The 13,209-nt window shown below is 71.3% G+C and carries 9 protein-coding genes; all 9 read right to left on the bottom strand.

The genetic code is table 11. From position 1 onward, the window contains the following. Positions 1-45: 45 nt before the first annotated feature. Positions 46-3,351: an error-prone DNA polymerase gene (locus tag AB0I53_RS23165; protein WP_358606451.1), complete on the bottom strand. Its 3,306-nt coding sequence runs from the start codon at positions 3,349-3,351 to the stop codon at positions 46-48. 75 nt (positions 3,352-3,426) lie between these two features. Next, positions 3,427-5,097 carry a DNA polymerase Y family protein gene (locus AB0I53_RS23170; RefSeq protein ID WP_358606454.1) on the bottom strand — a complete coding sequence of 557 codons (1,671 nt, stop codon included), beginning with the start codon at positions 5,095-5,097 and terminating at the stop codon, positions 3,427-3,429. Beyond that, on the bottom strand, positions 5,094-5,804 hold the full coding sequence (locus AB0I53_RS23175; RefSeq protein WP_358606457.1) for a hypothetical protein: 711 nt from the start codon (positions 5,802-5,804) through the stop codon (positions 5,094-5,096). Before AB0I53_RS23175 ends, AB0I53_RS23170 begins: the two co-directional genes overlap by 4 nt. Positions 5,805-6,381: 577 nt before the next feature. Further along, positions 6,382-7,947: a bifunctional phosphoribosylaminoimidazolecarboxamide formyltransferase/IMP cyclohydrolase gene (gene purH / locus AB0I53_RS23180; RefSeq protein WP_358606460.1), complete on the bottom strand. Its 1,566-nt coding sequence runs from the start codon at positions 7,945-7,947 to the stop codon at positions 6,382-6,384. Next, the gene (gene purN / locus AB0I53_RS23185; protein ID WP_358606463.1) at positions 7,944-8,531 is read right to left on the bottom strand and encodes a phosphoribosylglycinamide formyltransferase; all 588 of its coding nucleotides are present in this window, start codon (positions 8,529-8,531) and stop codon (positions 7,944-7,946) included. The genes purH and purN overlap by 4 nt, the downstream gene beginning before the upstream one ends. Positions 8,532-8,715: 184 nt before the next feature. Then, complete coding sequence (locus AB0I53_RS23190; protein WP_358606465.1) at positions 8,716-10,263, bottom strand: DUF6350 family protein; 1,548 nt, start codon at positions 10,261-10,263, stop codon at positions 8,716-8,718. A 114-nt stretch (positions 10,264-10,377) separates the two neighbouring features. Next, a complete protein-coding gene (locus tag AB0I53_RS23195) occupies positions 10,378-10,875 on the bottom strand; it encodes a VOC family protein (RefSeq protein WP_358606468.1) in 498 nt (165 codons plus the stop codon). A gap of 266 nt (positions 10,876-11,141) precedes the next feature. Then, positions 11,142-12,104 (bottom strand): DUF5336 domain-containing protein, encoded by a 963-nt coding sequence (locus tag AB0I53_RS23200; RefSeq protein ID WP_358606471.1) that lies wholly within the window; start codon positions 12,102-12,104, stop codon positions 11,142-11,144. Positions 12,105-12,324: 220 nt separating this feature from the next. Then, on the bottom strand, positions 12,325-13,209 hold the full coding sequence (gene sucD / locus AB0I53_RS23205; protein ID WP_358606473.1) for a succinate--CoA ligase subunit alpha: 885 nt from the start codon (positions 13,207-13,209) through the stop codon (positions 12,325-12,327).

Below are 13,209 nucleotides of genomic sequence, written 5' to 3' on the forward strand. Positions count from 1 at the left end.
GGTTCGGTGGCCGCAGTCACCAGCGAGATGCGAGGCTCGCCGCAGCTAGTGGAAGTCGCGCGAGGTCGAGGGGATGCGCACTTCCAGTTTCTGCAGCCGGTCAGCTCTCAAATTGATCACTCCTTCCGCTCGTTCGACGATTCCGCGCACCAGCAAAGCGGCGCTGGTACGCCCGACTTTCCGGTAGCGCGCCCACAAACCCGGTGAACACATGACGTTGACCATGCCGGTCTCGTCCTCCAGGTTCAGGAACGTGATGCCGCCCGCCGTGGCCGGTCGCTGCCGATGGGTCACCGCGCCACCCACCAGCACCCGGGCACCGTGCTCCACTTCGGACAGTCGCTCCGCCGGGAGCGCGCCCAGTTCGTCCAATCTGGATCGGACGAACTGCAGTGGGAAGCTGTCCGGCGACACCCCGGTGGCCCAAACGTCCGCGGCAGCCATCTCCACGCCGTCCATTCCCGGCAGCGCCGGTGCGGCGGCCGACGCGGTGGTGCCCGGCAACCGATCCGGCCGATCACCTGCAGCGGCGGCGGCATTCCACAACGCCTCCCGCCGGGACAGGCCGAAGCAGTCGAACGCGCCGGCCGTCGCCAACGCCTCCATCTGCGCAGCAGTCAGCTGCGTTCGGCGCGCCACATCGGCCATGTCGACGTACGGGCCGTTCTCCGCGCGCTCCATGACTAATCGCTCGGCGGCACTCTCGCCGAGCTTGCGCACGGAAGCCAACCCAAGGCGCACCGCTCGCTTGCCCTCGCTGTCGGCGTCCGGCTCCAGATCGGCCTGGGCGCGGCTCGCGTTGACATCCGGCCCGCGCACCCGCACTCCATGCCGGCGGGCGTCGGCGACCAACGACTGCGGCGAGTAGAAGCCCATCGGCTGCGCCTTGAGCAGCGCGGCGCAGAACACCGCCGGGTAGTAGTGCTTGAACCACGCGCTGGCGAACACCAACAGCGCGAAGCTCAGGGCATGGCTCTCCGGGAAGCCGTAGTTCGCGAAAGCCAGCATCCGGTGGTAGATCCGCTCGGCCAGCTCTCCAGAAATGCCCTTCGCTGCCATTCCCTCGAACAACCGACCCCGAAGCCGTTCCATGCGCTCCTCGGAACGCTTGGCCCCCATCGCCCGCCGCAGCTGGTCCGCCTCGGCCGCGGAGAACCCCGCGACGTCGACCGCCAACTGCATCAGCTGCTCCTGGAACAGTGGAACGCCGAGGGTCTTCTTCAAGGCGCCGGCCATCGACGGATGCTCAAAGTCCCAGTCCTCCAACCCGTTCCGGCGCCGGATGTACGGATGCACCGAACCGCCCTGGATCGGGCCCGGCCGGATCAGCGCCACCTCCACCACGAGGTCGTAGAACTCCCGCGGCTTCAACCTCGGCAACGTGGCCAGCTGCGCGCGGCTCTCCACCTGGAACACCCCGACCGCGTCGGCCCGCCGCAACATCTCGTACACCGCGTCGTCGTTCAGGTCGAGCTCGCCGATGTCGACCGCGATCCCGTGGTGTTCGAGGGTCATGTCGATCGCGTAGTGCAGCGCCGAGAGCATGCCGAGCCCCAGCAGGTCGAACTTGACCAGGCCGACCTCCGCGCAGTCGTCCTTGTCCCACTGCAGGACCGTGCGGCCGGGCATCCTCGCCCACTCCACCGGGCAGACCTCGCCGACCGGCCGGTGGCAGATCACCATCCCACCGGAGTGGATGCCCAGATGCCGTGGGAAACCCAGCAGCTCGTCGGCCAGTTCCCGCACCGGTTCGGGGATCTCGGAGTCCTCCGGCAACGGCCCCCAGCGCTCGATCTCCTTGCTCCAGGCGTCCTGCTGGCCGGGCGAGTAGCCGAGGGCCCGCGCGACGTCCCGCACCGCCGAGCGCGGTCGGTAGCTGATCACGTTCGCGACCTGCGCGGCGTGCATCCGGCCGTACTTGCGGTAGACGTACTGGATCACCTCCTCGCGGCGATCCGACTCGATGTCCAGGTCGATGTCCGGCGGCCCGTCCCGCTCCGGGGCCAGGAAGCGTTCGAAGAGCAGCTGGTAGCGGACCGGATCGGCGTTGGTTATCCGCAGCGCGAAGCACACCGCCGAGTTCGCCGCCGAACCCCTCCCCTGGCACAGGATCCGCTGCTCCCGGCAGAACTCGACGATGTCGGACACCACCAGGAAGTAGCCGGGGAACTCCATCTGCTCGATCAACGCCAGCTCGTGCTCGATCTGCCGGTAGGCCGCGGGATTGTCCTGCGGCAGGCCGTACCGGTCGAGCGCGCTGCGGAAGACGAGTTCGCGCAGCCAGCTCGCCTCGGTGCGGCCATTCGGCACGTCGAACGGCGGCAGCTTCGGGGCGACCAGCTTCAGATTGAAGGCGAACTCCCGGCCGAGCTCGGCGGCCCGCTGCACGGCCCCCGGGTAACGGGCGAACATATCGGCCAGCTCCGCGCCGGAACGCAGGTAGTTGCCCGCCCAGCCGGGCAGCCAGCCGTCCATGTCGTCCAGGCTGCGGCGAGCTCGAATCGCCGCCACCGCCGCGGCCAACCGAGCACGTTCCGGTCGGGCGAGGTGCGCGCCGGTGGCGGCCACTGTGGACACTCCCGCTCGGTCGGCGAGCCCTGCCAGGGCGTCGTTGCGCTCCGAGTCGGCGGGCAGCCCGTGATCGGTCAGCTCCACCGTGACGTGGTCCCGCCCGAACAGCGCGATCAGCCGATCCAGCTCAGCGGCGGCCGCCGCCGGGCCGCTCTCGGCGAGCGCCGCCGGGACGGCACCCTTGCGGCACCCGGTGAGCACCTGCCAGTGCCCCGCCGCCGCTTCCGCGAGCTTCTCCAGGTCGTACACCGGACGGCCCTTCTCCTTGCCCTCCAAGTGCGCCTCGCTGATCGCCCGGCACAGGCTCGCGTAGCCGGCCGGATCGCGGGCCAGCACCAGCAGGTGGCGGCCTTCGGGGTCGGCGATCCCGTTCTGCGGCGCCGAAAGCCCCAGGCTCAGCTCGGCGCCGAACACCGTGCGCACCCCGTGCTCGGCCGCGGCCTCGGCGAAGCGGACCACCCCGTACAGCCCGTCGTGGTCGGTCAGCGCGATCGCCTCCAGCCCGAGCCGAGCCGCCTCCGCCGCCAGCTCCTCGGGATGACTCGCGCCGTCGAGGAAGCTGAAGTTGGAGTGCGCGTGCAGCTCCGCGTAGGGCACCGTCGGCACCGCGGGAGCGGTGTCCGCCTCGTACCTGGCGCGTCGCCGGGTCCACGCCGGGCTGTCGTTCCCGTCGCCGGGATGCCTCTCGTCGCGCGGGCCGGATCCGTCGGCCGGAGGCAGTCGGCCGGAGAGCGCTTTCTCCAGGTCCGACCAGGTCTGGTGCGGGTTGAACCAACTCATGAAATCCAGTGAACTCCTGTTCGAATCACCGTTGCCATCGAATAAGCCCGACTCCACTCGAACGAGTGTTCGCCGCTATCGATAGGCACCCTGCACCCACCACCGGCCCCCTTCGTGCACCAGCAACAGCGCCACCTCGCCCGCCTCGGCGTCGCCGTCCCCGGCCGGGTCCGCCTCCGGTTCGAGCACGACCTGGACCCGCACCACCGCCCGCGACGGCACCTGCGCCGCCGGCGCCGTCTGGCCGACTCCGGCCGCCAGCAGCTCCGCCCACCAGCGCTCGACCACCGGCCACGGCCCGGCCCAACCGGACACCGCTCGCGACCGCCCGCCCGACACCTCCACGCGGCACGGCGCGGCGGTGAGCCGATGCCGGTCGGTGACGCCCACCGGGCGGCCCTCGTCGTCGAAAACCGCCGCAGGCCACGGCGAATCCGGCACCACCGACGGCGACGGCGAGGGAATGCGCCCCGGCCACGGCCGGTCGGCGGGCAGCGCGGGACGGCGTTCGTCGCCCCACGGCACGAACCGCACCTGATCGCGCAGGTCCCGGCCGCCGCCGAGCACCCCGGTCAGGACCGCCTCCGGGCCGAGCAAACCCTGCACCCGCGCGAACGCGCGCCCGGCGCGGGCATCCGCCTCCCCGGTCGCGGAGTTGAGCAAGTCGAGCTGCAGGCCGCCCGCCCCGACCACCTCTTCCGGCCGCAGGCTCAGCACGCTCACCCCGGCCGTCGGGCGCTGCCGACCACTGCGCCCGTGCAGCCAGCCGTCGAGCTGCCAGCGCACCCGGTCCGCAGTGGCCGCCGGCGTCAGCGGCTCCGCGCACCGCCAGACCCGGTGCAGCTCCTCGCCGTGCTCGGTGCGGGCCGAAATCCCCAGCCTGGTGCAGGCCAGCCCGAGTTCGCCCAGCCTGGCGTGCAGCTGGTCCGCCAGGATCTTGGCCGCGAACGCGGCCTTGTCCACCCGGTCCACCGGCGGATCGAGCTCCTCCGCCACCACCAGGTCCGGCGGCGGCTGCCGCCGCTGGACCGGCCGCTCTTCCCGGCCGCCGGCCGCGCGGTGCACCAGCAGCGCGGCCCGGCCGAACCGGGTGGACACGTCGGACGGGGACAGCGCCGCGAACTCGCCCAGCGTGCGAATCCCCAGGCGCCGCAACAGATCCACCAGCTCCGCCTGATCGGCGGCGCGCGGCCCGGGAAGCCGGTCGGTGAGCTGGTCGATCTCCTCGATCAGCAGCGGAGCGAGGAACTCCCGGCTGCGGCCGGGTGCCACGAGCTCGTTGCGCCGGGCCGCCAGGACGGCCGCGAACAGCCCGTCCGCGACGCCGATCTGGCACTCGACGCCGACCTGCGCGTCCAGCTGGTCCAGCACGCGCTCGGCAACGGCCTCCTCCGAACCGAAGTACCTGGCCGGGCCCCGCGCCGGGACCGCCACCAGACCCGGGCGCACGACCTCCACCCCCGGCATCAACTCCTCGACCGCCGCCACCACCGGCTCGAACAACCGCGCATCCCGGGCCGGATCGTGTTCGCACACAACCAGTTCCGGGCATCGGCCCTGCGCCTCGCGGCGGCGCATCCCGCGACGCACCCCGCTGCCGCGGGCCGTTTCGGAACAGGCCACCACCCGGTTGGCCGCGAACACCGCGGCGGGCACCAGCGGCCCGAGTTCGGCCGCGCGAGCGGCGGCGACCACCGGCCAGTCCGGACACCAGATGACGAGTCGACGAGGAGGCACCGTTCTCACCCCGCCACCGGGTGCAGCTGCGGCCGGATGCTCTCGCCCTGCTCGTCCGCGGGCACCCCGATCGCCCCGTCGCGCGCCGGGAGCAGCAGTCGGCACGAACGTGGCCTGGATGCCGCGCCGCGCCCTCCCGCTCGCACCGTGACGGCACGTTCCCGCAGGTAGCCATGGCCCTGTCCGAGTCCCCAGTCGGCACCGACGCAGCGCAGCTGCACCTCGGCACCTGACCACGGGCCGAACGGCAGCAGCACCGAACCGCGGTTGCGCGCCCGCGCCGACAGCCGCCGGGCATCCGAATCGGTCACCTGCCGGGTACCGCCCACCACCACCAGGTCGACCCCGTCGAGCAGCGCGGCGATCACGCCTACCGGGTCTCCGCCCGGCCGCGGCACCACCGCGAGCCTGGCGAGCTCCACACCGGCTTCGGCCGCCGCCACCAAGCTGATTCCGGACAGCCCCACCACCGCCGCCCACGACCCGTTCGCCGTCGCCTCGGACAGCAGCGCGAACAGCAGCGAGACCGATCCGTGCACCGCCACCGTGCTGCCACGACGCAAACCTGGCCATGGCAGCACGGCGGCGAGCTCCGTCCGCGTGGGCAGCACCCGGCCCGCTCCCGGAATGCCGCCGGCCTCGACGGCCTGCACGCCCACAGACACCCCGTCAGCCGTGGACGCGCCCAGCGCCGTCAAGGACGCCATCGCGGACATCGCCGCCTCCCCACATCGTGACCGCAATGGGTGCCCGACCCCGGCGCGGGCACCCATTCAGCCGCTGCGGGGAAGGCAGCGGTGGAGCCGGCGCTGCGCCTGCACCTGACACAGCGCCGGTTCCATCGGAGTAGCCGACCCCGACACCGGCCACTTCCGTTATCTCGAACCTCAGTTCGAACAAAGTCAAGTAAACCCTGCACAGCGACCCGCGTCAAGGCCTCCGACTAGATCGGGTGAACATTTGTTCGATCATCTGATCTTGGCGGAAATGTCCGCTACAACTTGACTCATGACCGCGTTTCCACCTCGCGAGGCAGCCGCCGTCCGAGCAGTTCCGGCGGCCGTCCGAGCAGGCGGGCCAGCCCACGGCGAGCCCGCGAACGGCAACCGACACCGCCCGTCGTAGCCACCAGCCACCGGCCTTGCGCCGACGGCTGCGGCACGCAGCCCGAGGAGGCAAGGAACCATGAGCACGGACGAAACGCGCACCGATCACCGCCCGGCAGGGGAACCCGCCGAAACGAAAACGGTGCGGCCGACCGAAGTCGACCGCACCGTCCACAGTGCACCGGAATCAGTGCGCGAAGTGGCGCGTCCCGGTGAAGTACATCGGCACGCCGGCCGCCTCCGCCGCCGCGATGGTCTCCGCGTCCCGGACCGAACCGCCGGGCTGCACGATCGCGCGCACACCGGCGTCCAGCAACACCTGCGGGCCGTCCGCGAACGGGAAGAACGCGTCCGAGGCGGCCACCGAGCCCTTCGCCCGGTCGCCCGCCCGCGACACCGCGAGGCGCGCCGAGTCGACCCGGTTCACCTGGCCCATGCCGACGCCGACGGTCGCCCCGTCGTCGGCCAGCAGGATCGCGTTGGACTTCACCGCGCGGCAGGCGCGCCACGCGAACTTCAGGTCCGCCAGCGTCGCCTCGTCCACCGGCGAACCGGCCGCCAGCGTCCAGTTCGCCGGGTCGTCGCCCTCGGCGTCGATCGCGTCGGAGCCCTGCACCAGCATGCCGCCGGAGATCGCCCGCATCTCGATCCGGCCGCTCTTGGGCGGCTGCGCGGTCAGGATCCGGATGTTCTTCTTCTTGCTCAGCACGTCCACGGCGCCGTCGGCGTAGCCCGGCGCCACGATCACCTCGGTGAAGATCCCGGCGACCTGCTCGGCCATCGCCACCGACACCTCGCGGTTCGTCGCGATGACGCCGCCGTACGCGCTCACCGAGTCGCACTCGTGCGCCTTGCGGTGCGCCGCGGCGATGTCGTCGGCCACCGCGATGCCGCACGGGTTGGCGTGCTTGATGATCGCCACGCACGGCTCGCTGTGGTCGTGCGCAGCGCGCCAGGCCGAGTCGGCGTCGACGTAGTTGTTGTACGACATCTCCTTGCCGTGCAACTGCGCCGCGGCCGCCAGCCCGGTCGCTTCGCCGCCGGAGACGTACAGCGCGGCGGGCTGGTGCGGGTTCTCGCCGTAGCGCAGCGCGGAGCGCCGCTCCCAGGTCTCCCCGATCCAGCCGGGGAACACCGAGTCGTCACCGGTCGGCACCTTGCTCATCCAGGACGCCACCGCGACGTCGTACGACGCGGTGTGCCGGAACGCGGCCGCGGCCAGCTCGACCCGGTCGGCCAGCGTGAAGCCGCCCTCGCGGATCTGCTCGAGCACCCACTCGTAGCGGCTGGGGTCGACCACGACGGCGACGTTCGCGTGGTTCTTGGCGGACGCCCGGACCATCGCCGGCCCGCCGATGTCGATCTGCTCGATCACCTCGTCCGGCGCGGCGCCCGAGGCCACCGTCTGCACGAACGGGTACAAGTTCACGATCAGCAGGTCGAACGGCGCGATGTCCAGGTCGCGCAGCTGGTCGGCGTGCTCCTGGCGGCGCAGGTCGGCGAGCAGCCCGGCGTGCACCCGCGGGTGCAGGGTCTTGACCCGGCCGTCGAGCGCCTCCGGGAACCCGGTGAGCTCCTCGACCGGGGTGACGGGCACGCCCGCGGCGGCGATCGTGCGGGCCGTACCGCCGGTGGACACGATCTCCACGCCGGCGCCGTGCAGCCCGGTGGCCAGCTCCAGCAGGCCCGACTTGTCCGACACGCCGATCAGCGCGCGGCGAACAGCGCGCCGCTCCTGCGAGTTCGCGGTCACGGGATACTCACCTTCCGTCCCTGCACGGTCCAACCGTGCAGTGCCAGCTGTTCCAGGGTGTCGACCAGCAGCCGCCGCTCGACGGCCTTGATCCGCTCGTGGAGGCTCGCCTCGTCGTCGTCGGGCCGCACCTCGACGGCCTCCTGCGCGAGGATCGGCCCGGTGTCCACGCCGGCATCCACCACGAACAACGTGCAGCCGGTGACCCGAACTCCATACTCCAGCGCATCCCGCACCCCGTGCATGCCGGGGAACGACGGGAGCAGCGCCGGGTGGCTGTTGAGGTACCGGCCGGCGAAGCGGGCCAGGAAATCGGTGCCGACGAGCTTCATGAAACCGGCGGAGACCACCAGGTCCGGCTCGTGCTCGGCACAGGCCTCGGTCAGCGCCTGGTCCCACTCGGCGCGGTCGGCGTGGTCCTTGATCCGGCGCACGAAGGTCGGCACCCCGGCGCGCTCGGCGCGGGCCAGTCCCTCGATGCCGTCGCGATCGGCGCCCACCGCGACCACCTGCACCGGGAAGTCCGGCGAACTGGTCGCGTCGAGCAAGGCTTGCAGCAGGGTTCCGGAGCCGGATACCAACACGACGACCCGTGCAGGGCCGGTGGTGGCGAACCGGGTTGACTTCGAGTGCTCGGCGGCGCTCGGCTGGTCGGGCGTACTCGGATTCAGCGTTCGCTCCTGACATGCCTCGGCACGATCTCCCGAAGCAGCGTAAGCGCTGATTGCGGTGCCGACGCCGCCAGGGGCCGGGCGAGTGGCGCAGCCCTCACCTGCGGTCGTCCCAGGAGAGGTCACCGTCGAACTCGGTGGGGTCGATCTCGGCGTGCTTGTTCCGGGGCGGTTCCGACTCAGCGGCCTTGCGGGCGTGCGGAATCTTCGGTGCGAGGTCGTCCGGTTCCAAGGCGTCCGCGTCGGCTGCCTCGGCTTCGGACGCGTTATCGCTCGCCGGGTCGTCCGCTCGATCGCCGTCGAGACCGGCGGTGTTGTCAGTGCCGGTTTCGGCGTCGTCGGAGGTGTCCGATGCGGCGGCTTCGGCCGGATCGTGGCCTGCGTCGTCCGTCGTCTCATCCGCGGAGTCGGCGTCGTCGTTCGCCGCGGTCGAATCGGCCACGTCTCCGGTCTCCGCCGGATCGGCGCCGAACTCGTCATCGAGGTCCGGCCCGGCGAGCCACGTGACGGCGGCGGCCGGGATGGCGACCCAGCACAACGTCGCCGCGGCCAGCGCGACCGGCTGCAGCGTCACCTGGCCGAATGGGCCATTGCCCAGATCGCCCCCGGCTACGTGCGCGAGCAGCAGCGTTCCCATCGCCGCAACCGCTGCCGCCACGCCGACCGCGAGCAGCCTGCGCGCCAAGGAGCCGGGCACCCGGCGGGCGGCGCTCCCGACGAGGAGGCCGACGACCAGTGGCAGCGCCAACACGATCGCCCACCAGGCCGCCGAATCATGCGTCGGCAGGACGGAGAGGAGCGGCAGGTCCGGCACCGGACCGGGCACGACGTGCAGTGGCTGAACCTCGAGCCGACCGACCGCCAGACCGGTTCCGGTGGCGAAGGACCAGCCCGCCATGACCGCATTCGGGAGGTAGAGCAGCGACAGCAGCGTGGCGCCGATCGCGTCGCCAGCCGTGTTCCCGAGCCGAGCCAGCGCGGCGACCATCTCCGGAGCCGACAGGCAGATCCCAGCCAGCAGCACCACTCCACCGGCCGCGACGAGCGCGGCCAGCGCAAGCAGGCCGAGGCGCAGGCCCGACCAGACCTCGGCTTCGACCCGTTCCCAAACCAGGTAGATCAGCCCGCACCGATTCGCCACGCCCGCCGTCGAGGCGATCGTGGCGACCAGCCCGCAGCTCAGGAACGCATCCACCGGGACCGCGCTCACCGGCCCGTCCAGCACCACTGCGATGGCGGTGCCGACGAAGGCGTGCACCAGCCCCATCGCCGCGATCAACGGCCACGCCTGGTCTGGGCGGCGCAGCCGCGACCGCCGCGCGACCCAGGCGGATGCGACGGCGATCAACAGCATCACCAGCGCGGTCGGCAGCAGCGGCAGGACGCTCAGCGGCGCGTCCATGATCTTCAGCGCGGTCTGGTGCAGCGCGAGCCAACCGGGCAGGGCTGCCACCAGGACCACGACCGGGTCGAACTCGGCGCTGCCGGCGGTGGCCATCACCAGCGCGATCAGTCCCGCGGCGACCAGGTAGCCGATGAGCAGGACGGCGCCGACGGCCACGGCGAGCAGCCACCAGCGGATCCCGTGCCGGCGTTCGCGGGGACCGTCGGCGATGGCGTGGGGGATCGAGTCGAGCACTGACACGCCGCTGAATGTCGCATCGAAGTTACGCCGAACGGGTCACAACACGCCGTCGCTTCCGCCCATCGAGCGACAATATTTGTCCACATTGGACATTGACGTCGCCTCGCGAGCGCCCTACCGGGCTTCGACGACCTCGGCACCCGCGACGTACTCCATCGCCTTGACGAACTCCGGCAGTTCGGCGCGCCGGGCCAGCTCCTCGACGGGAAGGTCTTCGACCCGGGTCTGCAGCCACCAGAGGTTGCCGAACGGGTCGCGGACCCGGCCCACCCGATCGCCGAAGGACAGGTACGTCACCTCGGTCACCGGGGTGGCTCCGGCGGCCACCGCCTGCCGGAACGTGGCATCGCAGTCCGGAACGTACAGGCGCAGGAACGCCGGGGTTTCCGGCCATTCCGGACGGGAGTCGAACATCATCACGACCGAGTCGCCGATCCGGACCTCGGCGTGCCCGATCGAACCGCCGGGCATCACCACCCGAGCAAGTTCTTCGGCGTCGAAGGCTCCCTTCAAGAAGTCGATCAGCGCTGCGCTGTCGCGCGCGATGATCCACGGGGTCACGGTGCCGTAGCCCTCTGGAACCGGTCGTGCTGCGGGGAACTCGAAACCCATCGTGCTTCTCCTCGTCTCGTTTCGAACGAGACCAACACTAGAGAGCATGTAGGTCGGATCACGTCCTAGTTCTCCGGCATTCTTCGAACGGATCCCGCAACGAGGCCGCTGAGCTTGCTTTCGCTTCTCCCCACAGCTGGCCGTGCCGGCCACGGCGATCGCGAGCCGGGAGCCGGGAGCCGGGAGCCGGGAGCCGGGAGCCGGGAGCCGGGAAAGAGAAAACGCGCGGGCGGCAGAGCCGCGCGCGCGTTTTCAAGTCGAACTGATCAGAAGCCGGGCGGGTTGGCGCCCGGGTGCGGCATCTGCTGGGTGCCTTGCGGACCGGCACTCTGGCCGGGCTGACCCGACTGGCCGGGCTGACCCGACTGAGCAGACTGGCTCGGCTGGCCGGACGATCCTGGCTGTCCCGACTGGCTCGGCTGACCGGACGAGCTCGACTGCGGCGCGGACTGGCCGGGCTGCGGCGGCTGACCCGACGGCTCGGGCTGGCCCGGCTGGTTCGAGGCCTGGAAGCCGCCGGAGGCGGGCTCCCAGCTGCCGGACTGCTGGGGCTGCGGGCTGGACGCCGGGCTCCAGCCGCCACCCGGCTGACCGAACTGGCCGGGCTGACCGGGCTGATTCCAAGCCGGCGCGCCCGGGCCTCCAGGCCCACCAGGCCCACCAGGACCACCAGGACCACCAGGGCCGCCAGGGCCGCCGGAACCGGCCGGGCGTCCAGGGCCGCCCGGGCCTCCAGGCCCACCGGGACCGGCGGGGCCGCCGGGCTTGCCCGGCTGGAACGGGGCGGGCTGGCCGAAGGGCGGCTTCGGCGGCTGCGCGAGCTTCGAGGGCGCGTTGATGATGCCGCCCTCGATCAGCAGGATGCCGACCACGGCACCCAACTGCGCAATCGCCAGGAGCAGAAGCACCACGACGATCCCGCCGGAGCCACCGCCGACCAGATCCTGCAGCAGGCTGAGGGTCGCGTAGGCGGACAGCGGCGCGGCCGCGAACAGCGCGTCCGGCGTCTTCGGCACGAACCGCAGGCCCGCCAGCGCCGCGGAGACGATCAGGGAGAACCCGACGAGGCTGCCGATCGTCACGCCGGCGACCCCGTCGAAGAAACCGATCAGGTAGCCGATCAGACCGGCGCCTGCCGCCACCAGGGCCAGGATCTCGTTGAGACCGAGCGAAACGCCGGAGCGTCCCGGGGTGGCCGGCGGCGGCGACTGGGGGAAGGGCGCGGACATGGCTGGACGGACTCCTCGCTTCAACACTCGGGGGCGGAGCTTGCTGACGGTATCGAATCAACCGGCCTCGGTGCACCGAAAGACCGCAGAACCGGGACTTGCCAGCGGTTTCGGCGAGGCCTCGCGGTTGACGTCGGCGCCGCGCAAAAGCATGCAGACAGCCACCGGGGCCGGACGCCCGAAGGCGTCCGGCCCCGAAAAGGACGTGTCGAGATCGGGCTCAGCCCTTGACGATCTCGCGCATCAGCTTGGCGGTCTCGCTCGGCGTCTTGCCGACCTTGACCCCAGCGGCCTCCAGGGCCTCCTTCTTCGCCGCGGCGGTGCCGGACGAACCGGAGACGATGGCGCCCGCGTGGCCCATGGTCTTGCCCTCCGGCGCGGTGAAACCGGCCACGTAGCCCACCACCGGCTTGGTGATGTTGGCCTTGATGTAGTCGGCCGCCCGCTCCTCGGCGTCCCCACCGATCTCGCCGATCATGACGATCGCCTCGGTCTCCGGGTCATCCTCGAAGGCCTGCAGCGCGTCGATGTGGGTGGTGCCGATGATCGGGTCACCACCGATGCCGACGGCGCTGGAGAAACCGATGTCCCGCAGCTCGTACATCATCTGGTAGGTCAGCGTGCCCGACTTGGACACCAGACCGATCTTGCCCGGGCCGGTGATGTCGGCCGGGATGATGCCGGCGTTGGACTTGCCGGGCGAGATGATGCCCGGGCAGTTCGGCCCGATGATCCGGGTCTTGTTGCCCGTGGCGTTGGCGTGCGCCCAGAAGTAGGCCGAGTCGTGCACCGGGATGCCCTCGGTGATGACCACGGCCAGGCCGATCTCGGCATCGATGGCCTCGATCACGGCGTCCTTGGCGAACTTCGGCGGCACGAAGACGACCGACACGTCGGCGCCGGTCTCCTTCATGGCCTCCTTGACGGTGCCGAAGACCGTGAGCTGCTTGCCCTCGATCTCGACCGTCTGCCCGGCCTTGCGGGCGTTCACGCCGCCGACGATGTTGGTGCCGGAGCGCAGCATCCGAGCGGTGTGCTTGGTGCCTTCAGAGCCGGTGATGCCCTGAACGATGACCTTGCTGTTCTCGTTGAGGAAGATAGCCAT

Source organism: Saccharopolyspora sp. NPDC050389 (assembly GCF_040655595.1).
GTDB lineage: Bacteria > Actinomycetota > Actinomycetes > Mycobacteriales > Pseudonocardiaceae > Saccharopolyspora.

Coding starts and splice junctions, on each gene's coding strand:
- AB0I53_RS23165 (WP_358606451.1), bottom strand. CDS start 3,351: ATGAGTTGGTTCAACCCGCACCAGACCTGGTCGGACCTGGAGAAAGCG.
- AB0I53_RS23175 (WP_358606457.1), bottom strand. CDS start 5,804: ATGTCCGCGATGGCGTCCTTGACGGCGCTGGGCGCGTCCACGGCTGAC.
- AB0I53_RS23195 (WP_358606468.1), bottom strand. CDS start 10,875: ATGGGTTTCGAGTTCCCCGCAGCACGACCGGTTCCAGAGGGCTACGGC.
- AB0I53_RS23200 (WP_358606471.1), bottom strand. CDS start 12,104: ATGTCCGCGCCCTTCCCCCAGTCGCCGCCGCCGGCCACCCCGGGACGC.
- sucD (WP_358606473.1), bottom strand. CDS start 13,209: ATGGCTATCTTCCTCAACGAGAACAGCAAGGTCATCGTTCAGGGCATC.